The sequence below is a fragment of the Nonomuraea harbinensis genome, from assembly GCF_019396385.1.
GTDB lineage: Bacteria > Actinomycetota > Actinomycetes > Streptosporangiales > Streptosporangiaceae > Nonomuraea > Nonomuraea ferruginea.
Genome location: NZ_JAHKRN010000087.1, coordinates 1 through 23,457, shown reverse-complemented (window position 1 = coordinate 23,457; position 23,457 = coordinate 1). Strand labels below are relative to the sequence as shown.

22 protein-coding genes and 2 pseudogenes are annotated in these 23,457 nt (G+C 74.3%); 13 read left to right on the top strand and 11 right to left on the bottom strand.

Going from position 1 to position 23,457, the window contains the following annotated elements; genetic code table 11:
- The first annotated feature begins 84 nt into the window (after positions 1-84).
- The gene (locus KME79_RS42990; RefSeq protein WP_219552205.1) at positions 85-870 is read left to right on the top strand and encodes a TetR/AcrR family transcriptional regulator; all 786 of its coding nucleotides are present in this window, start codon (positions 85-87) and stop codon (positions 868-870) included.
- A 1-nt stretch (position 871) separates the two neighbouring features.
- On the opposite strand, the gene KME79_RS42985 is transcribed toward KME79_RS42990, so the two are convergent.
- Positions 872-2,038, bottom strand: coding sequence for an MFS transporter (locus KME79_RS42985; protein ID WP_219552200.1), 1,167 nt, complete (start codon positions 2,036-2,038; stop codon positions 872-874).
- A gap of 44 nt (positions 2,039-2,082) precedes the next feature.
- Here KME79_RS42985 and KME79_RS42980 point away from each other — a divergent pair, with 44 nt between their 5' ends.
- Positions 2,083-3,105, top strand: coding sequence for an ROK family transcriptional regulator (locus KME79_RS42980; protein WP_219552193.1), 1,023 nt, complete (start codon positions 2,083-2,085; stop codon positions 3,103-3,105).
- A 59-nt stretch (positions 3,106-3,164) separates the two neighbouring features.
- Positions 3,165-3,821: a class I SAM-dependent methyltransferase gene (locus tag KME79_RS42975; RefSeq protein WP_219552187.1), complete on the top strand. Its 657-nt coding sequence runs from the start codon at positions 3,165-3,167 to the stop codon at positions 3,819-3,821.
- On the opposite strand, the gene KME79_RS42970 is transcribed toward KME79_RS42975, so the two are convergent.
- The 5 genes from KME79_RS42970 to KME79_RS42950 are packed head-to-tail and all read right to left on the bottom strand — an operon-like array spanning position 3,812 to position 7,344.
- Positions 3,812-4,525 carry an SRPBCC family protein gene (locus tag KME79_RS42970; RefSeq protein WP_219552182.1) on the bottom strand — a complete coding sequence of 238 codons (714 nt, stop codon included), beginning with the start codon at positions 4,523-4,525 and terminating at the stop codon, positions 3,812-3,814. The two genes, KME79_RS42975 and KME79_RS42970, sit on opposite strands and share 10 nt — an antisense overlap.
- Position 4,526: 1 nt before the next feature.
- A complete protein-coding gene (locus KME79_RS42965; RefSeq protein ID WP_187281186.1) occupies positions 4,527-5,114 on the bottom strand; it encodes an ArsR/SmtB family transcription factor in 588 nt (195 codons plus the stop codon).
- 43 nt (positions 5,115-5,157) lie between these two features.
- On the bottom strand, positions 5,158-6,396 hold the full coding sequence (locus tag KME79_RS42960) for an RNA polymerase sigma factor (protein ID WP_308249261.1): 1,239 nt from the start codon (positions 6,394-6,396) through the stop codon (positions 5,158-5,160).
- Positions 6,393-6,746, bottom strand: a complete 354-nt coding sequence (locus KME79_RS42955; RefSeq protein WP_219552180.1) for a YciI family protein — start codon at positions 6,744-6,746, stop codon at positions 6,393-6,395. Before KME79_RS42955 ends, KME79_RS42960 begins: the two co-directional genes overlap by 4 nt.
- Before the next feature lie 40 nt (positions 6,747-6,786).
- Complete coding sequence (locus KME79_RS42950; RefSeq protein WP_219552178.1) at positions 6,787-7,344, bottom strand: DUF6624 domain-containing protein; 558 nt, start codon at positions 7,342-7,344, stop codon at positions 6,787-6,789.
- Positions 7,345-7,428: 84 nt separating this feature from the next.
- On the opposite strand from KME79_RS42950, the gene KME79_RS42945 reads away from it, so the two are divergent.
- Positions 7,429-8,550, top strand: coding sequence for a winged helix DNA-binding domain-containing protein (locus KME79_RS42945; protein WP_219552215.1), 1,122 nt, complete (start codon positions 7,429-7,431; stop codon positions 8,548-8,550).
- A gap of 755 nt (positions 8,551-9,305) precedes the next feature.
- Here the strand turns inward: KME79_RS42945 and add are convergent.
- Positions 9,306-10,253, bottom strand: coding sequence for an adenosine deaminase (gene add, locus KME79_RS42940; protein ID WP_219552176.1), 948 nt, complete (start codon positions 10,251-10,253; stop codon positions 9,306-9,308).
- 45 nt (positions 10,254-10,298) lie between these two features.
- Entirely contained in the window at positions 10,299-11,060 is a 762-nt protein-coding gene (locus KME79_RS42935) for a class I SAM-dependent DNA methyltransferase (protein ID WP_308249260.1), read from the bottom strand.
- A gap of 157 nt (positions 11,061-11,217) precedes the next feature.
- Between KME79_RS42935 and KME79_RS42930 the strand changes: the two genes are divergently transcribed.
- Positions 11,218-11,931, top strand: coding sequence for a protein phosphatase 2C domain-containing protein (locus KME79_RS42930; protein WP_219552174.1), 714 nt, complete (start codon positions 11,218-11,220; stop codon positions 11,929-11,931).
- A 96-nt stretch (positions 11,932-12,027) separates the two neighbouring features.
- A pseudogene (locus KME79_RS42925) lies at positions 12,028-13,029 on the top strand (RNA polymerase sigma factor); the annotation flags it as partial.
- A 37-nt stretch (positions 13,030-13,066) separates the two neighbouring features.
- On the opposite strand, the gene KME79_RS42920 reads toward KME79_RS42925, so the two are convergent.
- Positions 13,067-14,497 (bottom strand): WS/DGAT/MGAT family O-acyltransferase, encoded by a 1,431-nt coding sequence (locus KME79_RS42920; protein ID WP_219552170.1) that lies wholly within the window; start codon positions 14,495-14,497, stop codon positions 13,067-13,069.
- 104 nt (positions 14,498-14,601) lie between these two features.
- Here KME79_RS42920 and KME79_RS42915 point away from each other — a divergent pair, with 104 nt between their 5' ends.
- The 4 genes and pseudogenes from KME79_RS42915 to KME79_RS42895 all read left to right on the top strand — a co-directional run bounded on the left by KME79_RS42915 (position 14,602) and on the right by KME79_RS42895 (position 18,702).
- Positions 14,602-15,780 carry a cysteine desulfurase-like protein gene (locus KME79_RS42915; RefSeq protein ID WP_219552168.1) on the top strand — a complete coding sequence of 393 codons (1,179 nt, stop codon included), beginning with the start codon at positions 14,602-14,604 and terminating at the stop codon, positions 15,778-15,780.
- A gap of 30 nt (positions 15,781-15,810) precedes the next feature.
- Positions 15,811-16,782 (top strand): tyrosine-type recombinase/integrase, encoded by a 972-nt coding sequence (locus KME79_RS42910; RefSeq protein ID WP_219552166.1) that lies wholly within the window; start codon positions 15,811-15,813, stop codon positions 16,780-16,782.
- A 72-nt stretch (positions 16,783-16,854) separates the two neighbouring features.
- A pseudogene (locus KME79_RS46010) lies at positions 16,855-17,505 on the top strand (SDR family NAD(P)-dependent oxidoreductase).
- A 99-nt stretch (positions 17,506-17,604) separates the two neighbouring features.
- Complete coding sequence (locus KME79_RS42895; RefSeq protein WP_219552160.1) at positions 17,605-18,702, top strand: PQQ-dependent sugar dehydrogenase; 1,098 nt, start codon at positions 17,605-17,607, stop codon at positions 18,700-18,702.
- Here KME79_RS42895 and KME79_RS42890 read toward each other — a convergent pair.
- Positions 18,686-19,618: an AraC family transcriptional regulator gene (locus tag KME79_RS42890; protein ID WP_219552158.1), complete on the bottom strand. Its 933-nt coding sequence runs from the start codon at positions 19,616-19,618 to the stop codon at positions 18,686-18,688. The genes KME79_RS42895 and KME79_RS42890 overlap by 17 nt on opposite strands.
- Before the next feature lie 71 nt (positions 19,619-19,689).
- On the opposite strand from KME79_RS42890, the gene KME79_RS42885 reads away from it, so the two are divergent.
- Entirely contained in the window at positions 19,690-20,571 is an 882-nt protein-coding gene (locus KME79_RS42885) for an SDR family oxidoreductase (protein ID WP_219552156.1), read from the top strand.
- A complete protein-coding gene (locus tag KME79_RS42880; RefSeq protein ID WP_219552154.1) occupies positions 20,553-20,930 on the top strand; it encodes a DUF4440 domain-containing protein in 378 nt (125 codons plus the stop codon). Before KME79_RS42885 ends, KME79_RS42880 begins: the two co-directional genes overlap by 19 nt.
- A 12-nt stretch (positions 20,931-20,942) precedes the next feature.
- Here KME79_RS42880 and KME79_RS42875 read toward each other — a convergent pair whose 3' ends face one another.
- Positions 20,943-21,542 (bottom strand): TetR family transcriptional regulator, encoded by a 600-nt coding sequence (locus KME79_RS42875; RefSeq protein WP_219552152.1) that lies wholly within the window; start codon positions 21,540-21,542, stop codon positions 20,943-20,945.
- 65 nt (positions 21,543-21,607) lie between these two features.
- Between KME79_RS42875 and KME79_RS46755 the strand changes: the two genes are divergently transcribed.
- The coding region (locus KME79_RS46755) for a HelD family protein (protein WP_219552150.1) at positions 21,608-23,457 on the top strand (1,850 nt) is incomplete at its 3' end.

The following is a 23,457-nucleotide window of genomic DNA, read 5'->3' as shown; positions in this document are numbered from 1 at the left end:
GCGCCGGCACGGATCTTCCGTGCCGGCGCCGGCGCTTGTCGCGGATATCCTCGACGCGTAAAGAGATCCCCGAGGAGCCGCACGTTGGTCGTCTACGCCGGGCAAGGTGATCCACGCCGGTCGATGGCGCTGCTGTGGCGGGCCGGGCCCGCCCAGGAGGCCCGTCCCGGCCCCAAGCCCGGGCTGAGCGTCGACGAGATCGTCGACGCCGCCATCGCCATCGCCGACGCCGAGGGCATGGCCGCGGTGTCCATGCGGCGGGTCGGCGAGCGGCTGGGCCGCAGCGGCATGGCGCTCTACACGTACGTGCCGGGCAAGGGCGAACTCGTCGACCTCATGTACGACCGGGCGCTGGCCGCGTTGCCCGCGGCCTACGACCTGTCGGACGGCTGGCGGGCGGCGGTGTCGGCGTGGGCCCGCGAGGTGCGTGCCTTCTACCTGCGCCACCCGTGGGCGTTGCGGCTCTCGCAGGCCCGGCCGGTGCTCGGGCCGAACGAGTTCACGCTGCTGGAGTCGCTGGCGGGGATCCTGCACGAGACGGGCCTGCCGCCGGAGGTGCTGCGCGGCGCCGTGTCGCTGCTCACCGACTTCGTCCGCGGGTCGGCCGCCACCGTGGCCGAGACCCGGCGGGCCGGGGCCGAGACGGGCGTGTCCGACGAGGAGTGGTGGCGGGCCAGGGGCGCGATCCTGGCGGAGGTCGCACCCGGCTTCGCCGGCCGCTATCCGATGCTGTCGCGGGTCGAGGCCGGGCCGCCGCGGCCTAACGAGGAGCCCGTCGCCTATCTGGAGCGCAAGTCGAGCCAGGCGTTCGAGACGGGGCTCGCCCTGGTCCTCGACGGCCTGGAGACCGCCAGGTCACGCCGCCCATAGCTCACCGCTCCCCGGCCGGCACCGGCACGGGCCGCGACGCCGCCGCCGGCCGCAACGCGCCGGCCAGCAGGCCCATCACGGCGGTGAGTGCGGCGAACACCCAGAACACGGCGGGGAAGGACGCGGCGCCCGCCAGCCAGCCGGTCGCCCCCGGCGCGGCCAGCCCGGCGAGGTACGTCATCGTGGCGGCCCCGGCCACGCCGGTGGCCGTGTCCTTGCCCGCGTTGCCGGCGGCGGCGAACACGAGCGGGATGACGACCGCCATGCCCACGCCGAACAGCGCGAACCCCGTGACGGTGACGGCCGGGACGCGTCCGGCCGCGATCACCACCGTGCCGAGCGTGGCCAGCACGGCGGCCCACCGCACGGTACGGACCGGGCCGAACCTGCCGATGACCGCGTCCGCGCGGAACCGAGCGAGCACCATGAAACCGGCGAAGACCGCGTACGCGACGGCGCCCACAGCCTCGCTCGAACCGGTGACCGCGATGGTGTAGACGGCGGCCCACTGCATGCTGGACAGCTCGACCACCGCGGCGCACACCCCGACCAGGCCGATGACGAACACGGCCTTCGACGGGAGGGCGAAGTGCGGCGGCGTGTGCCCGCCCGAGGCGGGCCGCCCGCCGGGAACCCCCCGGAGCGCCGGTACGGTGGCGGCCATCAGCAGTGCGGCCACCATGACGTGGTGGGCGCGGGCGTCGAGCCCGGCGTGCGCGGCCGCCACGCCGACGCCGGCCCCGGCGAAGTTGCCGACGCTCCACATGCCGTGCAGGCCCGCCATCACCGAACGGCCGACCCGCCGCTCCACCTCGACGCCCTGCGCGTTCATGACCACGTCGACGGCGCCGGCGGTGGCGCCGAGCAGGAACATCACCAGGCACAGCCAGCCGAACCCGGGCGCGAAAGCGGGCAGCACCAGCGCCGCGCAGTTGAGCGGGAGCAACACCCGCAGCACGGTCCGCGCGCCGAAGTGGTGGGCTAACCGGCCGGTCGTGGGCATCGTCAGGAACGCCCCGACCGGCGGGCAGAGCAGGGCCAGCCCGAGCATGGCGGGGTCCAGGCCGAGGTTGTCCTGGATCCACGGCGTGCGGGTGACCAGGCTGCCCGTGACCGCTCCGTGCAAGGCGAAGGCCGCGGCGATGGCGCGATGATGGGGATGTCTCATGGGTAGTAAATTATCAGGCAGGGTTCCTGATGAAAAGAGGAAAGATGCGTACGGCGACCCCGAGCACCGCTCGCGCGATCAACGACCGGCTGGCCCTGGACCTCCTGCTGGAGCAGGGCCCGCTGACGGCGCCGCAGCTCAAGACGCTGACCGGGCTGTCGCGGCCCACCGTGTCGGACCTCATCGAGCGGCTCCAGGCCGGCGGGCTGGTCGAGGCGCACGGCATGACCGGCGGCGACCGGCGCGGCCCGAACGCCAAGCTCTACCGGATCGTCGCCGGACGCGCGCACGTGGCGGGCGTCGGCGTGCGCCGCGACGCCATCCACGCGGTCGTCACCGACCTGGCGGGCACGACCGTCGGCACCCGCACCCGCGAGGCGGGCGGCGACCTGGCCGAGCAGGTCGCCGCGGCGGTCACCGAGGCGGCGGCCGGCCGGGCCGTCGACGCGGTGGCCGTCGGCGTGCCCGGCGTGGTGGACCCGCGGACCGGCGACATGCTGGAGGCGAGCATGCTCCCCGGCTGGCGGCCCGGCCTGCTGGGCGACCTGCGCGCACGGCTGGCCGCGCCGGTCGTGCTGGAGAACGAGGTGAACCTGGCCGCGCTGGCCGAGCACCGCGAGGGGGCTGCGGCCGGGCGGGACGACTTCGTCATGCTCTGGCTCGACGAGGGGATCGGCGCGGCCGTCGTGCTCGGCGGCAGGCCGCGGCAGGGGGCGTCGGGCGGCGCGGGCGAGATCGGCTTCCTCGACTCCCCGGCCGGCTCGATCTGCGACCTGCTCACCAGGCAGGAGGTCTCCCGGCTGGACCTCGGCGAGCTGGCCCGCCGGGTGGTGCTGGCGGCGTTCCCCGGGGTCGCGGTGCTGGACCCCGGCCTGGTCGTGCTGGCCGGCGACACCGGGCGCGAGGGCGGCGCGGAGCTGGCCTCCCGGGTCGCGGACGGGCTGGCGGCGGTGGCGCCCGTCCCGACCGAGGTGCGGGTGACGGAGGTCGAGGGCGACCCGGTGGTCAAGGGGGCGGTGGTGACGGCCCTGACGACGGCCCGCGACGCGATCTTCGGCGCGCCGTGAGTCCTAAGCCGTCGGCGGAAAGCCTGGCCGGGTAGCGGGCGGCGTGATCCGCTGAGGTGATGAAGGCCGCTTACGACGAGATCGCCGACTGGTACGCAGAGGAGTTCCTCGGCGCCGGTGACCCGCTGGGCATCGAGGGGGTGCTGCGCGGGCTGCTGGGCGAGGGCGCGGGCCCGTGCCTGGAGATCGGGTGCGGCACCGGCGTGCACGCCCGGGTGGTGCGCGAACTGGGGTGGGCGCCGTTCGGGGTGGACCTGTCGGAGCGGATGCTCCGCCACGCCCGGGGCCGCCTGCCGACGCTGCGGGCGGACGCGGCGCGGCTGCCGTTCGCGGACGGCCGCCTGCCCGCCGTGATCGCGGTGATGGTGCACACCGACATGCCCCGCTACCCACAGGTGCTGCGCGAGGCGGCCAGGGTGCTGCGTCCCGGCGGGCTGTTCGTGCACGTGGGGGTGCATCCGTGCTTCTGCGGCGGGTTCGCCGACCGCAGCGACCCGGGAGCGCTGGTGATCCGGCCCGGATACCGCGACAGCCACTGGACCAGGGAGTCGTGGACCGACAAGGGCGTGCGCGCCAAGGTGGGCGCCAGCCACTGGCCGCTGTCCGGCCTGCTCAACGACTTCCTGGCGGCGGGGCTGACGCCGGAGCGGTTCGAGGAGAGCGGCGGGCCCGTCCCGCTGGTGCTGGCGGTACGGGCCCGCAAGGCTCAGCCGTAGAGCCGTTCCAGCCAGGCCCGCCAGGCCGGGCCCTGGCCCGAGGCGTCGCCGAACACGTGGTGGGAGGCGATCATCGGGCCGTGGAAGCCCTGCATGAACCGGTAGAGCGCGTCGGGTGCGCGGATGCCCAGCGTCTGGTCGCCGCGGTGGTAGACGACGCCCTCCACCCCGGCCGCGTCGAGTCTGACCTTGTCGCCCGGCGTGGCGTGCCCGAGTTCCGCGTACAGGATCTCCCAGGCGCGCGGCCAGTCGGTCACCGGCGGGCCGAACTCCACGACCGGGGTCGCGTGGCGGCCGCGGAAGTGCGTCAGATACTCCACGAGCGTGGCGAAGAACAGGGACAGGCCGCCGGACATGGCCTCGAACTCGTCGGCCCAGTCGTCGCCGGGCAGGAAGCCGCTGGTGACCATGCGCACCATGGTGCTGCCCTGGCCGCGGCCCTCGACGAGGAACTCGTAGGCGACGAAGCGCCCGTCAGCGGCGATGTCGCTGGTGTGGGCGAAGTGTCGCGGCTCCTCCGCCGCGGTCACCCTGGACGGCTCCATCTCGCCGCCGCCGAAGGCGGTGCGCACCACCCCGCCGGCCACCTGGCTGCGGCCCAGGTACCACGAGTCGATGCCGGGCCCGGTCGAGATGGCCGCCCACACCTCCTCCGGGGTCGCCTCGACGACGGCCTCCTGGGGCAGCTCGAACTCGCGTCCCACCTCAGCGCTCCTCCTTCACCGCGGGGTGCACGGCGACGACGAGCCGGTGCTCGCGACCGCCCGCGGCCTGCTCGTCGTGATACTTGCTCACCAGATGGGTGACGGCGTCGGCCAGCTCCTCGGCGAACGCCGCCCGGTCGGCGGCCGAGGCGAAGCGGACCTCCCCGTCGATGGCGAACGTGGCCACCCGCTTGCCCGCCGTGGCGGCGCCGGTGATCAGCGTGCCCACGTCGCGTACCAGCTTGGCGGCCACGGCCAGCAGCCAGCGGGCCGACAGCCGGTCGGGGGCGCGCTCAGGGTCGGGCTGCACGGCGGCCAGCGCCACCGGGGAGATCACGAAGGACGCGGCCTTGGCCTGCATCACCCGCTCGGTCACGTTGCCCTTCTTGCGTTCCTCGACCAGCTCGACCAGGCCGTGCTTCTCCAGCGTGCGCAGATGGTAGTTGACCTTCTGCCTGGCCAGGCCGACCTTGGCGGCGAGCGAGGTCGCCGAGCCCGGCTCGACCAGCTCGGCCAGCAGCCTGGAGCGCATGGGATCGAGCGACGCCTCGGCCGCCGCGGGATCCTCGATCACCGTCACTTCGTACATGGGCCCAACATCGCACCGAAAAAAATAATTGTCAACTACCGGGTCAGCGCACCGCGGCCGCCCTGTCCTCCAGATAGCGGCGCTCGGGCAGGCTGGTGGTGCGGCGGGCGGCCTCACGGTAGGCGTCCGCGGCCGCCTCCGGCTCACCCGCGCGTTCGAGCAGGTGGGCGCGGACGGAGTGGAGCCGGTGATGGCCCGCCAGCCGCCCGTCATGGGCCAGCTCGTCGAGCCGCGCCAGCCCGGTCCGCGGGCCGTGCACCATCGCCGCGGCGACCGCCTGGTTGAGCGCGACGACGGGATTGTCGTCCAGCTCCGCGAGCACCCCGTACAGAGCCAGGATCTGCCGCCAGTCGGTGTCGGCCGCAGCGGGCGCCTCGTCGTGCACGGCCGCGATCGCGGCCTGCACCTGGTAGGGGCCGAGGGGCGCGCCGGCCAGCGCGCCGGTGACGAGCGCGACGCCCTCGGCGACGAGCCGGCGGTCCCACAGGGCGCGGTCCTGCTCGTCGAGGGGGACGAGCCGGCCCGCCTCGTCGGTGCGGGCCGGGCGGCGCGCCTCGGTCAGCAGCATGAGCGCCAGCAGGCCCGTGACCTCGCCGTCGCCGGGCAGCAGCCGGTGCAGCTCCCTGGCCAGCCGGATCGCCTCGGCGGTCAGCTCGGGCCGGTGCAGGTCGGGGCCCGAGGTGGCGGCGTAGCCCTCGTTGAAGATCAGGTAGAGCACGTGCAGGACCACGCGCAGCCGCCCGGCGCGCTCGGGCTCGGGCGGCGGCGCGAACGGCACGCCGGCGGCCCTGATGCGCTGCTTGGCCCGGCTGATGCGCTGCGCCATGGTCGCCTCGGGCACCAGGAAGGCGGCGGCGATCTCGGCGGTGGTCAGGCCGCCGACGGCGCGCAGGGTGAGCGCGAGCTGGGAGGGCTGCGACAGCGCCGGGTGGCAGCACAGGAAGAGCAGGGTGAGCGTGTCGTCGCCGCCGGGCGCCCGCTCCTCGCCGGGAGCCGGGGCGACCAGCTCGTCGGCGGGCGTGCGGGCGGCGGCGTTCTCCTCCCTGCGGCGGCGGGCGGACTCGCTGCGCACCTGGTCGGTCAGCCGGCGGGTGGCCACGGTGAGCAGCCAGGCGCGCGGGTTGTCCGGCAGCCCCTGCGCCGGCCACTGCACGGCCGCGTCGATCAGCGCCTCCTGGACGGCGTCCTCGCAGGCGTCGAACTGCCCGTGGCGGCGCACGAGCACGCCGAGAACCTGGGGGACGAGCTCGCGCAGCAGGTCGTCGGCCACAGCCGTGCTCACGCGGTGACCTCGTTGATGATCGGCCGCACCTCCATCGCGCACAGGCGGGCGTCCGGCCAGCGGGCGGCGATGTCGGTGGCCCGCTCGACGCTCTCGCACTCGACGATGAGGTAGCCGGCCAGGAACTCCTTGCTCTCCAGGAACGGCCCGTCGGTGACCGCGGGCACGCCGTCGCGCACCACGACCGTCTTCGACTCGGCGGGCCCGGCCAGGGCCTGGCCGCCGACCAGCTCACCGGTCGCGGCCAGCTCCTTCATCAGCGTGTCGACCTCGGCCATGACCTGGTCCCGCGCGCGGGCGATCGCCTCCTGGGACGCGGGGTTGCCGTAGATCAGCAGTAGGTACTTCATCGGCGTTCCTCATGCACGTTGACAACCCTAACGCGGCGCCCTACTCCAAGGACTTGAGCTCTTCCAGGTACTCGGCGAGCGGCTGCAGCCCGGCCTCGGCGCGGCGCTCCTCCACCCCGGCCTCGTCCTCGATGGGGGTGCGCGGCCGCCACTGGCCGTCCTGGGTCGGCTCCCACTGGGTGCCGTAGCGCTGCGGCTTGCCCTCGGCGACGCGCACCCGGTCCTCCAGGTAGGCCAGGTTGCCCGGGGAGGCGTCGCCCTTCGCGACCGCCTCGCGCAGCAGGGCCAGAGCCCGGCGCTGCAGGTCGAGGGCACGGTCGGCGTGCTGGACGAGCGCCCAGGCGGCGTCCTCGCCGTCCTCGCCCACCAGCTCGTAGCCGGGCCAGCCGTGTTCGTCCAGGATCTGGCGCATGCGCTCGGTGTTGGCGCGTTCGATCCGGTCCCAGTCGGCCTGGTCGGCGTCGGGGGTCCTGACCTCCTGGTCCAGCCGCAGCATCTCCAGCAGCTCCGCGCGCAGCCGCGGGTCGGCGGGGGCGGCGTCTCCGCAGGCCGTGGTCAGCAGCAGGGCGGTGATGAGGCACGTGAGTAACGTCCGCATGCCCGACCGTACCGCGCGGCTGATCGCCGACCAACGCGGAACGGAGCTTTCCGCGTCGTCTCGTACGGTGAAGGCGTGATCGAGATGACGTGGAGTCAGGTGAGCGCGCGGCGGCTGGCCCGGGCGGGGCTGGACGGAACGGCGGCGGGCGGCGGCCGGCCGGCCGGGGTGGTGGCGGCGATGTGCGGGGCGCACGCCCAGGTGATGTCGGCGGCCGAGGTGTCGGTGGCGCTGCGCATGGATGACGCCACGCGGGCCGACGTGCGCGAGGCGCTGTGGGGCGCGCGCAGCCTGGTCAAGACGCACGGGCCGCGCGGCACCGTGCACCTGCTGCCCACGCGGGACCTCCCCCTGTGGGTGGGGGCGATGTCCTCCATCCCGGCGGGGACGAACGCGTTCTCCGAAGGGGTGCGGATGACGGCGGAGCAGACCGAGCGGGTGGTGGCCGCCATCCGGGAGGCGGTGGCGGGGCGGACGCTGACGATCGACGAGCTGAGCGAGGCGGTGATCGAGGTGGCCGGGCCATGGGCGGGCGACCTGGTGATGCCGGCGTTCCAGACCATGTGGCCGCGCTGGCGGCAGGCGATGGCGCTGGCGGCGCACCGCGGCGCGTTCGTGTTCGGGCCGGTCAGGGGCCGGAAGGTGACCTACACCGCGCCGCCGGGCGAGCTCCGGCCGGTGGACGGGCGGGCCGAGCTGGTCAGGGCCTACCTGACCGCGTACGGGCCGGCCACGCCTGAGCACTTCGCCCAGTGGGCGGGCGGGCCGAAGCGGTGGGCCGTGGCGGCGTTCGAGCTGGTCGAGCTGGAGGAGGTGCGGCTGGACGGCCGGCCGGCGTGGGTGCTCGCGGGCGACACCGGGGTGCCGGACGAGCCGCCGCGCGGGGTCCGGCTGCTGCCGTACTTCGACGCGTACGTGGTCGCGGGCCGGCCGCGCGAGCTGCTGTACGAGGGAGCCGCCGCGCGGCGGGCGCTGGCGGGCGGGCAGGCGGGCAACTATCCGGTGCTGCTCGTGGACGGGCAGGTCGCCGGGGTGTGGCACCAGCGGCGCTCGGGCAAGCGGATCGACGTCACCGTGGAGCCGCTGGCCGAGCTGTCCGCCGCCGCGCTACGTGAGCTGGACGAGCAGGTGGCGCGGATCGGCGGCATCCTGGAGGGGACGCCGCGGCTGACGGTGGGCCCCGTCGGCGTGGGAGCTCACGCCTAGGCCGAGACTTGGTGAGAATTTGGGCTTGCGCCCACTGGCCAGGCGGTAGGTCTGAGGAGAAGACTCGTGCGAGGAGTTGCACCATGTATGGCGAGTCGCCGTCTCAGACCCGTCCCGCCGCGCGGCGATGCGCGCGCCGGTCGGTTCCTGTCGTCCCCGGACGCCGGCCGGTCCCGGCCGTGGCCGGGCGGCGGTCAGGCACGGCCGCGCCCGGATGCCGCCGGCCCCATCGGACCTTAACCCGCCTGCCCGGATTCCGGCCGGCCGTCCGCCCGCCCGGTTTCCGCCCCGCGACCCACCTGGCCGCCCGCGGATCGCCGAACCGTCTGGCCGAATGCGGGTTGCCGATCCAACCGGCCGAATGCGGACCACCGATCCGTCTGGCCGGATGCGGATCACCGGCCCGCCTATCTGGTTGCCGGTCGCCGATCCACCTGCGTGGATGCCGATCCACCGCGGAACTGCAGCGTCACGGGTCGCACTCGTTCGAACCGGACCCAAGCCGCGCGCCCGTCTCACACAAGTGGGGGGCGACGTCGCGGAGGGCATGGGGAGCCGTCTTCCGGCCATCGGCTGCTTGGGAGGCCGTCCACCAGCCCGGTGATGATCAGGGGGAAGGACCGGTGCAGCCCGCCGGCCACGAGAGCCTGCGGCAGGGATGGCAGCACCTCGGCGGAGTCCGCCGCCCGCGCGACCGCTTACAAGCCGGTCCCCCGCAGATCCCCCCGCATCCCCCATCGATCAGGCCCCACCGATCAGGCCCCACCGCCCAGCCACGCGTCGATGCCCTCCAGCATCTCCGCCTTCAGCTCCGGCCCGGCGAACGACGCCACGACACCCGCCCTGGCCAGCGCCGCCAGCTCGGCGTCCGCCCATTGGAACGTGTCACGCACGCGGGCGTACTCGTCCGCCAGTGACGTCTCCCCGTCGGTGTTGAGCGTCACCACCAGCCCCGCCTCGCGCAGCAGCGGCAGCGGATGCGCCGCCAGCGACGGCACCAGCCCGAGCAGCACGTTCGACGTCGGGCACACCTCCAGCGCGATCCCCCGCCCGCGCACCTCCCGCACCAGCTCCGGGTCCTCCAGCACGCGGATGCCGTGGCCGATCCGCCCGGCGTGGCCGAGGGTGAGCGCCTCCCGGATGCTGCCGGGCCCGCCGAACTCGCCCGCGTGGTGCACCAGGCGCAGCCCCGCGTCCCTGGCCGCGTCGCACACCCCGGCGAACGGGGCCAGCGGGTAGCTCTCGTCGCCGGCCAGCCCGATGCCCACCACGGCCTCGTACCGCTGCGCGAGCTTCAACGTCCGCCACATGCGCTCGACCGGGCGGCGGCGGGAGTGGTCGAGGAGCAGGCGGCACTCGATCCCGTACCGCCGCCCCTCTGCCAGCCCGTCGAGCACCGCCTCCAGCGGCATCTCCGGCGCGCCCACCCGCTCGCCGTGGGAGGCCGCGGTGAAGGTCACCTCGGCGTAGCGCACGCCCTGGGCGGCCTCGTCGGCGCAGAACTCCACCGCGATCCGCCGGAAGTCGCCGGGGGTGCGCAGCAGCTCGCGCACCCGCGCCCGCCGGTCGGCGAACTCGCGGAAGCTCCGGAACGGCGTGTCTCCGGGGGGCGTGCCGCCCAGCTCGCGGATGGTCTCGGGCCGTACGGTGCTTTCGAGGTGGACGTGCAGGTGGGCCTTGGGCAGCGCCCGGATGTCTCTCACCCGGGCACTCTAGGGACCCGCCGGTCCCCGACGCATTCCGATATTTCAGGACCGCCGGGTGACGCGGATCTTCGACTGCTTGTGCGGGAGCTGCTCCCAGTCCTCCATGAAGACGGCGTCGAGCCCGTGGCGGGCGGCCAGCGCGACGAGCGTCTCGGTGCGGTAGTAGAAGTCCTCCCGCAGCACGTGGTGCTCCTTGCCCTCGGTGCGGTCGAAGGTGAAGTCGAACCAGGCGTGCGGCTTCATGACCCGCCCGACGTGCGCGAAGCACTCGTCGATCACCTCGATCGGCGAGTGGGAGAAGACGCTGTGGGCGTGCACGACATCGAAGTGCTCGTCGGGCAGGAAGGCGAAGCGCAGGTCGCGGACCGGGGTGAGGTGGGGCAGCTTGTCGCGCAGCCCGTGCGCGACCAGGGTGTCCTGGGCGGCCATGAGGATGTCGGGCGAGATGTCGAGGCCGTAGTAGTTGCCGGTGTGCAGGTAGTCGACGAACAGCCTGCCGGCGCGCAGGTTGCCGCAGCCGATCTCCAGCATCCGGCACTCCGGTTTGAGCCCGTGCTCGACCAGATAGTCGAACTGCATCTGGCCCATCGCCAGCCAGCGCCGGTGGGAGTGGGACCCGACGGCGCCCTCGGGGCTGCGCGCGGCGTCGTCCTTCATGACGGCGCGGTAGTAGGAGACGTGGTCGCGGGTGCGCAGCCGCAGCCAGGTGTCACGGCTCAGTCTCCGCAGGTGCGGCATGATCTTCCGCGGATTCTTGAGCGCGTAACCTGCCTGGTGGACGAGGCTCGAACGGGTGCGTGTCACAAGGGTCACCACCGAACGGGTATGTGGACGTGGGCCTGGTGCTGGGAATGTAAAACAGCGTCGGGAGTTTGTGATCCGGCGACACGGAAATCTTGATCTCCGCATGGCTTTTCCTGGCCGGTACCCGCCGATCTGATGGTCATCCATGAGGAGTTCGATGCTGCGCGTCAGTTACGCGAGTGCCGCCGCCCCTGGCCGGGCGAACGAGGACTACGTGCTGGCAGGCCCGTCGTGGGTGGTGGTGCTCGACGGCGCGACGCCGGCGCCGGGGGTGGAGCCCGGGTGCCGCCACGGGGTGCCGTGGCTGGTGCGCACCCTCGCCGGCGCGCTCGCGGCGGGCATCGAGGGCGGCGGACCGCTGCCGGAGGTGCTGGCGGCGGCGATCACCGCCACCATGGAGGCCCACGGCGGCTCCTGCGACCTGGGCAACCCCCATTCGCCGTCGGCCACGGCGGCGCTCGCCCGGCGCCGCGGCGACCGGCTGGAGTACCTCGTGCTGTGCGACTCGGCGGTGGCGCTGTGGCGGCGCGACGGCTCGGTGACGGTCGTCCGCGACGACCGGCTCGACCACCTGCCGGGCGGGCGCCCGTACTCGCTGGAGCTGGTGACCTCGCTGCGCAACCGGCCGGGCGGCTTCTGGGTGGCGGGCGCGGTGCCGGTGGCCGAGCTGCGCGGGGCGGCGCTGTTCACCGACGGCGCGACGAGGCTGGCCGACTGGTACGGGCGAGCCTGGGAGAGCCTGGTGGCCGGCGCCGCCGAGCCGGAGAAGCTGCTGGCCGAGACTCGTGAGCAGGAGCGGGCCAGAGGCGTGCCGCACGGCAAGCTCCACGACGACGCGACCGCCGCCTGGGTGTCCTTTCCGCCCGGGTGATGGCAGTCACAACCATTCCAGGGCGTTGGGTAGCTTGGAGTGGAGATTTCCGTCTTCATCAGCCAGGGAGCCGATGCCCGCACCCCGCGACCGCCGCCCAACCGTCCACCGCCGAGCGAGGAGAGTGTCGTGACCCAGACCGCAGAGGTTATCGAACTGGACGACAGCGCAGCCGATGCTGTCGCGACCGTGGGCGCCGACTCCGTCAAGACGTATCTGAAGGAGATCGGGCGGGTGCCCCTGCTCAACGCCGAGCAGGAGATCGAGCTGGCCAAGCGGATCGAGGCCGGCCTGTTCGCCAGGGAGCGGCTCGGCACCGAGCCCGACCTCGACGACGAGCTCCGCGCCGACCTGACGTGGATCGCCGACGACGGCGAGCTCGCCAAGCGGCGCATGCTGGAGGCCAACCTGAGGCTCGTGGTGTCGATCGCCAAGCGCTACACGGGTCGCGGCATGCTCTTCCTCGACCTCATCCAGGAGGGCAACCTCGGTCTGATCCGGACGATCGAGAAGTTCGACTACCGGCTCGGCTACAAGTTCTCCACCTACGCCACCTGGTGGATCAAGCAGGCGATCACCCGCGCCATGGCCGACCAGGCGCGCACGATCCGCATCCCGGTCCACATGGTGGAGCTGATCAACAAGGTGGCGCGGGCGCAGCGCCGGCTGCAGAGCGAGCTCGGCCGTGAGCCCACACCCGAGGAGATAGCCGAGGAGACGGAGCTGACCCCGGGCCGGGTGGTCGAGGTGCAGAGCTACGGCCGCGAGCCGATCTCCCTCGACACTCCGCTGGGCGACGACGGCGACAGCCAGTTCGGCGACCTGATCGAGGACACCGAGGCGGTCTCCCCCGCCGACGCGGTCTCCTTCACGCTGCTGCAACACCAGCTGCGCGCGCTGCTGGACGAGCTGTCGGAGCGGGAGGCGGGCGTGATCTCGATGCGGTACGGGCTGGTCAACGGCAGCCCGATGACGCTCGACGAGATCGGCCGCGTCTACGGGGTGACGCGCGAGCGCATCCGCCAGATCGAGGCCAAGACCATGTCCAAGCTGCGCCACCCGTCGCGGGCCATGGCCCTGCGCGACTACCTGGGCTGACCCGCCCGGCGGCCCTGACCGGGCCGCCGGGTGCGCCTCATCGTTTGAAGGACGCCTCCGCGTCGAGCAGCTCGTCGAGGGAGTCGCGCAGGTAACCGGTGAGCTCCCACGCGTCCGGCACCATCACCCGGTCGGTGACCACGCCGAAGTCGACCGACCCGTCGTAGGAGAAGGCGGTGATGTTGACCCCGCCGCTCATGTCGGTGATCACCGAGACCGGGTAGAAGGAGAGCAGCCGCGCGCCGCTCACGTACAGCGGGAACTGCGGGCCCGGCACGTTCGAGACCATCACGTTGATCGGCGGCGCCGTCTGGCCGAGCAGCCCGAACGCCGACCGGGAGGCCAGCCCCATGAGGGCGGCCGGCATCGACTCGCTGAACTCGCGCAGCCACCGCGCGGGCGCCAGCCCGAACCGGTCCTTGATCCGGCACATCACGTCGCGCACGTCACGCAGCCGCTCCACCGGGTCGTCCACGTGCGCGGCCAGCGGCGCGGGCACGAGCGTGACCTGGTTGCCCGCCTGCTCGTCGCCGAGCTCGCGGAGCGAGAACGGCACCCCGGCCACCAGCGGCCGGTCGGGCGCCCCGCCGTGCGCGGCCATCCAGCGGCGCAGCGCGCCCGCGCACACGGCCATGACCACGTCGTTGACCGTCACCTCGAACCGCTTGCGCACCGCCTTGATCTCGGCCAGCGGCAGCGACACGAACGCGAAGCGCCGATGCTGGGAGACGGGACCGCTGAACGGCGTCCAGGGCGCCGGCGCCGCCGGCAGGTCGGGCACCTGTCCCACCCCGGCGGCCTTGCGGGCCAGCCCGGACAGCGTGTGGCTGCCGGGGAGGGAGGACAGGACCGGGATCTCGTCCATGTGCGGCACCGCCTGCGCGATGAACCGCACCGCGTGCGCCGGGTTCAGCGCCATCCTGGCCAGGCCGCGCAGCAGCATCTCGGCGGCCCCGGGCGGCGGCTCGTCCCGCTCGGGCGCGTGCGGCGGCGGCGGCGCGGGTGTGGGCGCCAGGTCGAGCAGCGCGGCCAGCACGTCCGCGCCGCCGACGCCGTCCACGGCCGCGTGGTGGATCTTCGTGTAGAGGCCGGTCCGGCCGCCGGCCAGCCCGTGGATCAGGTAGATCTCCCACAACGGCCGCGACCGGTCCAGAGCGCGCGCGTGCAGCCTCGACACCTGCTCGGCGAGCTGCCGGTCGTCGCCGCCCGGCGGCAGGCCGATCTCGCGTACGTGGTAGTCGAGGTCGAGATCGTCCTCCTGCTCCCAGTACGGGTGGTCCAGGCCGAGCGGCACCGGGGCCAGCTTGCGGCGCAGCGCGGGCACGTACGGGAGCCGCGCCTGCAGCAGGTCCTGCAGGTCGGCACGGTTGAGCTCGCCGTCCAGGATGGCCAGTCCGGCGATGTTGGCCACGTTGGTCGCGGTCTCGAAGTGGAGAAACTGCGCGTCCAGGGCGGAAAGCTGTGGCATGGGTTCACCTCTGCCCTGACCCAACCATCTATGTCCCGCCGCGGGCAAGCCGGGGTCCCGTGGGTGGCTCGGTTGACGGCTTCACGCGAGAGCATGATGGCATCATGACTTTTCCTCTCGCATCAGTGCGCGCGGCCTATCCGGCGCTGGCCGACGGGTACGCCTACCTCGACGGCGCGGCGGGCACGCAGGTGCCGCAGCCGGTCATCGACGCCATCGCCGGCGCCTACCGTCAGGGCATCGGCAACGTGGGCGGCGCGTTCCCGGCAAGCCACCGGTCGGACGCGATCGTGGCGGGCTGCCGGGCGGCGGTGGCCGACCTGGTGGGCGGCCACCCTGACGGGGTCGTCCTGGGGCCGAACATGACGACGCTCACGTACCGGCTGGCCGGAGCGCTGGCCAAGGAGTGGGGGCCGGGCGACGAGGTGGTGCTGTCGCGGCTCGACCACGACGCCAACGTGCGGCCGTGGGTGCACACCGGGGCGACGGTGCGGTGGGCGGAGGTGGACCCGGTCACCGGGGAGCTGCCGGTGGAGCAGTACGCGGACCTGATCGGGCCGCGCACCCGGCTGGTGGCGGTGACGGCGGCGAGCAACGTGCTCGGCACCCGCCCCGACGTGGCCGCGATCTGCGCGCTGGCGCACGAGGCGGGCGCGCTCACGTACGTGGACGGGGTGCACGCGACCGCGCACGGGCCGGTGGACATGAAGGCGCTGGGCGCCGACTTCTACGCCACGAGCGCCTACAAGTGGTCGGGGCCGCACATCGGCGCGGTGATCGCCGACCCGGCGCTGCTGGAGACGGTCCGGCCGGACAAGCTGGCGTCCTCGTCGGACGAGGTGCCCGAACGGTTCGAGTGGGGCACGGCCGCCTTCGCCGACCTGGCCGGGGTGACCGCGGCCGTGGACCACCTGGCGGCGATGGCGCCGGGCACGGGGACGCGGCGCGAGCGGCTGCTGGCCTCGATGGCCGCGGCGGAGGAGCACGAGCTGGAGCTGTTCGGCCACCTGCTGGCGGGCCTGGAGTCGATGCCGCACGTCACGGTGTACGGCAAGCCGGCCCGGCGCACCGCCACCGCCTACTTCACGGTCGCGGGCAAGACGCCGCGCGAGGTGGCCAAGCACCTGGCGGCGCGCCGGGTGAACGTGTGGAACGGCCACAACTACGCCTGGGAGCTGACGGCCGTGCTCGGCATCCGCGACGCGGGCAGCGCGGTGCGGGCGGGCCTGGTGCACTACAACGACCGGTCGGACGTGGACCGCCTGCTCGACGCGCTCCTGTGAACGGACGGCGCCGCCACTAAGATCGTGCGGGTGAGCCTGCCCGCCGTGCCCGAGGTGGCGGCGCCGAACGTCGAGCCCGCCCGCGACCCGTACCACGTCTATCTCGACTCGCTGACCAGCTCCGAGTCGCGCCGGACGATGCGCGGCTGCCTCGACCGGCTGGCCCGGCTGCTCACCGGCGACGAGAACGCGACCGGGGCGGGCCAGCCGTGGCACCTGCTGCGCTACGAGCACACGGTGCGCATCCGCACGATGCTGGTCGAGCGGGGCTGGTCGGCCGCGTACGTCAACAAGCACCTGGTCGCGCTGCGGCGGGTGCTGAAGGAGGCGTGGCGGCTCGGGCAGACCGGCGCGGAGGACTACGCGCGGGCCGCCGACCTGGCGCCGGTGCGGCAGACCCGGCTGCCGGTGGGGCAGCACGTGCCGCCGGAGGTGGTGGGCGCGGCGCTGTCGGCCTGTGACGACTCGGCGGCCGGGAAACGCGACGCGGCGCTGATCGCGGTGCTCTACTCGACGGGCTGCCGCCGGGCCGAGGTCTGCGGGCTGGCGCTCGCCGACTACGACCCGGGCGCGCGGTCGCTGCGGGTGCGCGGCAAGCGCGACAAGGAGCGTCTCGTCTACCTCACGCCGGACGCGCTCGGGCTGGTGGAGCGCTGGCTGGCGGTACGGGGACGCGCGGCGGGCGCGCTGTTCAGCCCGATCAGCAAGGCGGGCCGGCTGCGGTGCCGCGAAGGCCGGCCGGTGCCGCTGACCGGCCAGGGCGTCGCCGACATCCTGGCCCGGCGGCTGGCCTCGGCGGGCGCCTCCCCCCGGACCGCGCACGACTTCCGGCGCACGTTCATCGGCGAGCTCCTGGACGCGGGCGTGGACCTGGCCACGGCGCAGGCGCTGGTGGGCCACTCGTCGCCGGCGACCACGGCCCGTTACGACCGCCGTCCCGAGAAGACCCGCCGCGACGCGGTCGACCGTCTCCGCCTGCCGCCCCCGCGCCCGCTGGCCTGACGGCCGGACCGGGCGCGGACCCTCCCGGCCTGCCGGGATCCGGCTGCCCGCGGGTATAGCGTGAACAGCATGATCACGCTTGACCTCACCGGCCGGACGGCGCTCGTGACCGGCTCCACGCAGGGCATCGGGGCGGCGATCGCGCGCCGGCTCGCCGACGCCGGAGCCCGCGTCGGCATCAACGGCCGCCGTGCCGAGGCCGTCGGCGACGCCGTGGCGGCCCTGGAGATCACCGACGCCGAGTGGCGGCGCTCCTGGGAGGTCAACGTCCTGGCCGGCGTGCGGCTCATCCGCCATTATCTGCCGGGGATGGTCGAGCGCGGCTGAGGCCGGGTGCTCAACATCGCCAGCGACTCGGCGATCGCGATTCCCGAGGAGATGATCCACTACGGCGCGAGCAAGACCGCGCTGCTCGCGGTCTCCCGCGGCTTCGCCAAGCACGCCGCGGGCAGCGGCGTCACCGTGAACGCGGTCATCGCCGGCCCGACCCGCACCGGTGGCGTCGAGGAGTTCGTCTACCAGCTCGTGGACCGGTCGTTGCCCTGGGAGGAGGCGCAGCGCGCGTTCATGCGCGAGCACCGGCCGCTGTCGCTGCTCCAGAGGCTGATCGAGCCCGAGGAGATCGCCAACCTGGTGGCCTATCTGGCCTCTCCCCTGGCCTCGGCCACCACGGGGGCGGCGGTCCGGGTGGACGGCGGCTACGTCGACTCCATCATTCCCTGACCCCTCTGCGAATCGGCGATATCGATAAATTGTTAGCACTGTTCCGTATCGGCGGAAACTGTGCGATGCTATCGCTGATATCAACGCCGCGGAGGAGTCATGGACGCGAAACTGAAGATCCCGGTCCTCATGGCGGCCGTCGCGACCGTGATCGGGCTGACCGGGTGCGCCCCGGCCCCGGCGCGGTCGGAGCCGGCGGTCGCGCGGCCGGGCGAGCGGACCGAGCTCGTCACCGGCCTGAGCGCTCCCTGGGGCCTGGCCTTCCTCCCGGACGCATCCGCGCTGGTCTCCGAACGCCTGACGGGACGGATCCTGCGCGTCCCCGCCGCAGGCGGCTCCGCCGCCGTGGTCGGTATGGTGCCCGATGTGGCGGCCGGCGCCGAGGGCGGCCTGCTCGGCCTGGCGGTGTCACCCGGTTTCGCGCACGACCGGACGATCTTCGCGTACGTCTCCGGGGTCCGGGCCAACCGCGTCGTCGCGCTGGAGGTCGGCGAGGACTTCCGATCGCTGCGGCGGGACCGCGTCGTCCTCGACGGCATCGGCACCGCGGACCGCCACCACGGCGGCCGGCTGCGGATCGGCCCGGACGGCCACCTGTGGATCGGCACCGGTGACGCGTTCGACCCGGAGAAGGCCGCCGACGACGCGTCGCTGAACGGCAAGATCCTCCGCGTCGGGCTCGACGGTTCGATCCCCGGCGACAACCCGTCCGGGACCGCGATCTACTCCTCCGGGCACCGCAACGTCCAGGGCATCGCCTTCGGCCCCGATCGGACGGCGTACGCCTCCGAGCTCGGCCACCGCACCTGGGACGAGGTCAACGTGCTGCGGCCGGGGCTGGACTACGGGTGGCCCGAGTCCGAGGGCGTCGAGGGCGGCACCGGTGAGCCGCCGATCTTCACGCTCCACCCCGACGAGGCGTCGCCGTCGGGCGTCGCCTACGCGCACGGCTCCCTCTGGATGGGGGCGCTGGGCGGGCAGCGGCTGTGGCAGCTGCCCGTCGACGGGGGCAGGGCCGCCGGCGAACCGATCGGGCACTACGCGGGCGAGTACGGCCGCATCCGCACGGTCGAGGTCGCCCCCGACGGGGCGCTGTGGATCGTGACGTCCAACACCGACCGGGCGACCTGGGGCGGGACGGATCCGCGCCCGGGAGACGATCGGATCATCCGGGTCGAGCTCATCCCCGCCGGCTGACGCCGCGCTCCCGCCTGAACGCGCCGGGGGTGCTCGCGTACCACTGCTTGAAGGCCAGGTGGAAGCCGACCGCGGACCCGTAACCCACGCGCCGGGCGATGGTCTCGTGGGAAAGGGACGTGGTGGCGAGGAGGCGCGCGGCCTCCTGCATGCGGCGGGCCGTCAGGTGCCGCATCGGCGGCTCCCCCATCAGCTCGCGGAACGTGGCCGCGAACGCCGATCTGGACAGCCCCGCCTCCGCCGCCAGCCCGGCGAGCGTCCACGGCTCGGCGAACCGGGTGTGCACGGCCAGCAGGGCGGGCGCGATGGCCGGGTGGCGCAGGGCCGGCAGCACCGGTACGTCGCCGAGCGAGGTCAGGGCGGCGCGCAGCGCCAGCACGTACGCCAGCTCGAAGCCGCGCAGCGCCACCAGCGCGAGTCCCGGCTCCGCCTGGTCGCACTCCCCTGCCAGGTGCGTGAGCGTGTCGCCGAGCAGGGGCTGGCCGGCCACCGCGGCCGACGGCAGGACGAGCACCGGCGGCAGCGACCGGTACAGCGGGGCGGCGGCGGAGGCGTCGTAGTGCAGGCCGCCGCAGAGCAGGGTGGTGGCCGGCCCCGGCCCGTCGATGCGGACGGAGCCGATGGCGCCGGGTTCCCGCGCGGGGAGCAGCCGGGCCAGGGGGATCGTCGCGCGGCCCGGGGCGTCGGCGAGCGTGTGGGCGGTGCCGTGCGGGAACACGGCCAGGTCGCCCGCTTCGAGGCGCACCGTCCGCTCCGGCAGCTCGACGAGGCAGGCGCCTTCCTGGACGTAGTGCAGCAGCGCGCAGTCCTCCCGCTCGCCCGCCACGCCCCACGGGGCGCGGGCGGTCCAGCGGCTGTGGAAGACGCCGCGCAGGCGCAGCGGGGCGAGCAGCTCGCTCAGCAGGTCGTCTTCCACGGACGTTCCTTAAATATCGGGAGATGATGCTTTATGGAGCGTATCGGGGCGACTGCCGTTGACTTGCGGGTATGAGATTCCTGGTGTTCGGCGCCGCGGGCGCCCAAGGCGGCGCGGTCGCGCGCAGGCTGGCGGAGAGCGGGTACGAGGTGCGCGGGTTCACGCGTACGGGGAAGGTCCCGGAGGGGGTGACGCCGTTCCGCGGCGACCTGGGCGACGCCGGGCGGGTGAAGGAGGCGTTCACCGGCGTGACGCACGCGTCGGTGGTGCTGCCGTTGGTGTTCGAGGCGGAGACGGTCGCGGCGTTCACGCGCAACGTGATCGAGGGGGCGCGGGCGGCCGGGGTGCGGCGGCTGGTGTTCAACACCGGCAACCGGCTGCCGGACGGCGAGACCGGGGTGGCGGCGTTCGACACGCGGCGGGCGGCGGTGCGGGCGCTGCGGGAGTCCGGGCTGCCGGTCGTGGTGCTCCGCCCGGCGCTTTACCTGGAGAACCTGCTGGCGCCCGGAGTGCTGGGTTCTCGGCTGCCGGGGAACCACCCTGGGGACGGGGTGCTGGGTTCTCCGCAACCAGAGAACCACCCGGGGGACGAGGTGCTGCGTTACCCGCTGCCCGCTGATCTGCCCGTCGCCTGGCTGGGGCATGCCGGCCTGGGCGCGCTCACGGTCGCGGCGCTCACCGGGGACGGGCTCGCGGGGAGCGTGGTGGACGCGGGCGGCCCCGCCGCGGTGACCGGGCCGGAGCTGGCGGCGGCGTTCGGGCTCCGGTACGAGGAGCAGGACGTGGCCGTGTTCGAGGCGGGCCTGGCGCGGGCGGTGGGCGCGGCGACGGCGGCGGAGGTGGCCGCGACCTACCGGTGGATCGCCTCCGCGGCCCCGGCGGCCCTGTTCGGGCCGGGGCCGTCGCTCGGCGTCACGCTCATGACCCCGGCGGCGTGGGCGGCGGCCCTGTGATCGCGGCCGAGATCGTCCGCCATCATCAGGTCATCGAGCGGTGGCTGGCGGGGACGGCGGCGCGGGACGAGTTCGCCCGGTTCGCCGGCGCGCACGGGCCCGCCTTCACGATGGTGACGCCGGACGGCCGGGCGCTGGCGCGCGATCGGGTGCTGGCCGAGGTCGAGGCCGCGTACGGGACCGCGCCGGGGCTGGTCATCGAGATCCGCGACATCCGTGTGGTGGCCGGTGAAGGATCTCTGGTCGTGGCCTCGTACGAGGAATGGCAGGGCGGGCGGGGCCGGCGGTCGTCCGCCGTGCTCCGGGCGGACGGCGGCGCGCCCGTGTGGCTGCGTCTGCACGAGACGTGGATCGGCTGACCGGCGCCCGGGTCACAGGCGCAGCAGGGTGTAGGCGTGCCGGGCGGCGCGGACGGCCTCCGGCTCCTGCTCGGCGAGGGGGACGCCGAGAGACAGGGCCTGCCAGTTGCGGCGGGCGAGGATGCGGTGGACGGTCAGGACCTGGCCGGCCACCAGCGACGCGGTCAGCTCGTCGACGGTCTCCGCGAGCGCCTCGGCGAGCGCCGCCTCGTCCTGGGCCGTGTGGTGGGACAGGCGGGCGGCCAGGCCGGGCGTGGTGAACACCATCCGGTGGAACCCCATGACCTCCGGGTCGTCGTTGAGTCCGGTGACCGGGTCGCGGCGGGCGAGGCCGTCGAGGAAGTGGCGGCGCAGCGCCTCCAGCGGCCCCTCACCGGGCGCCCGGGCGCGCACCACGCGGGCGCCCTCGCCCTGGTGGTCGGCGATCCGGTGCAGGACCAGGTCCTCCTTCGTCGGGAAGTACTTGAACAGCGTCGGCTTGGACACCTGGGCGGCGGCGGCGATCTCGGTGACCGGCACCTCGTCGAAGCCGCGCTCCAGGAAGAGCCGGATGGCCGCGGCGGAGATCGTCTCCCGCACCAGCCGCCGCTGGAGCTCGCGCAGTCCCGTCATGAGCACACCCTAGCAAAGCGTTAACCTGGTCAATATCTTTACCGAGTTAACACTTAGGAGGTGCGATGACGGCGCTCGACGAGGAGAGACGCCACGCCGAGCGGTGCCGGGCGGGGCTGCGCGGGATGCTGGACGCCGCCAGGGAGAACGTGATCGTCGGCGAGACCGTGGCCGGCGACCGCTACAGCGCAGAACGGCTGGGCCGCCACCTCAAGAGCCTGGCCGAGGAGCTCGGCGAGGAGCCGGACGGGCCGCCGTTCTTCGGCAGGCTCGACTTCGGCGCGGGCTCGGCGGACCACGCGGGCCGCACGTACCACATCGGCCGGCGGCACGTCGGCGGCGAGCGCGGCGGCCCCCCGCTGGTGATCGACTGGCGGGCGCCGGTGTCGCGGGCGTTCTACCGGGCGGGCGCCCGCGACCCGCTGGGGGTGGCGGTGCGCCGCCGGTTCGGCTGGGCCGGGACCGTCCTGACCGGGTACGAGGACGAACGGCTCGGCCGGGGCGAGGAGGAACGGGCCGGGCGCATCCTGACCGCCGAGATCGAGCGCCCGCGGGTCGGCCCGATGCGCGACATCGTCGCCACCATCCAGCCCGAGCAGGACGACCTCGTACGGGCGGGCCTGGAGGAGTCGATCTGCGTGCAGGGCGCGCCCGGCACCGGCAAGACCGCGGTCGGCCTGCACCGGGCGGCCTACCTGCTGTACGCGCACCGGCGGCGGCTGCGCCGCGGCGGCGTGCTGGTGCTGGGGCCGAACCGGGCGTTCCTCGGCTACGTCTCGGCCGTGCTGCCCGCGCTGGGCGAGGTGGACGTCGAGCAGACCACCCTGGACGAGCTGCTCGCCACCGTGCCCGTGCGCGCCGGGGACACCCCGGACGCGGCCGCGGTCAAGCACGACGCGCGGATGGCGCGGGTGCTGCGCGAGGCGCTGTACGGCCGGATCCGCAAGCCGGTCGAGCCGCTGGCGGTGCCCGACGGCTCGGCCCGCTGGCGGGTGGGCGAGGACGAGCTGCGCCGCGTGGTCGACGACACCCGCCGCGACGGGCTCCCGTACGCGACGGCACGCGAGCGGGTGCGCGCCCGCGTCGTCGAGCTCGTGCGGAGACAGGCCGAGGCGCGCGGGCGGTCCGCGACGGCGGCGTGGCTGCGCGGCGTCGGCCGGGCGGTCACGCCGTTCCTGGACGCGGTGTGGCCGGCCGTCCGGCCGGAGGAGGTGCTGTACGAGGTCCTGTCCGGCCGGGCCCACGCCCCGTCGCTCACCGGCGCAGAGCGCGAGGCGATCGTGTGGGCCCGGCCGCCGCGCGGGTTCAGGGGCGCCCGGTGGTCCGCCGCCGACCTGGTGCTGCTGGACGAGCTCGCGGGGCTGATCGAGCGGCCGCGCGGCTACGGGCACGTGATCGTGGACGAGGCGCAGGACCTGTCCCCGATGCAGTGCCGGGCGGTGGCGCGGCGTAGCGGGCACGGTTCGCTGACGGTCCTGGGCGACCTGGCGCAGGGCACCACGCCGTGGGCGGCGGCCTCCTGGCCGGAGCGCATGGCCCTGCTGGGCAAGCCGGAGGCGCGGGTGGTCGCGCTGACGGCGGGTTTCCGGGTACCCGCGGAGGTGGTCGAGGTGGCCAACCGGCTGCTGGGGACGCTCAAGGCGGACGTGCCCGTCACCCGCGCGCACCGCGCCGGCGGCAGGCTGCGCGTGCGCGCCGCCGGCGACCTGGCCGCCGGCCTGGTGGCGGCGGTGCGGGAGGCGCTGGGGTTCGAGGGGTCGGTGGGGGTGATCGCCGCCGATCCGGCCGCCGGGGCGCTGGAGGAGGCGCTGCGGGCGGCCGGGCTTGAGCCGGACGAGCGGCTCGCCGTCCTGCCCGCCTCGCTGGCGAAGGGGCTGGAGTTCGACCACGCGGTGGTGTGCGAGCCCGGTGACAT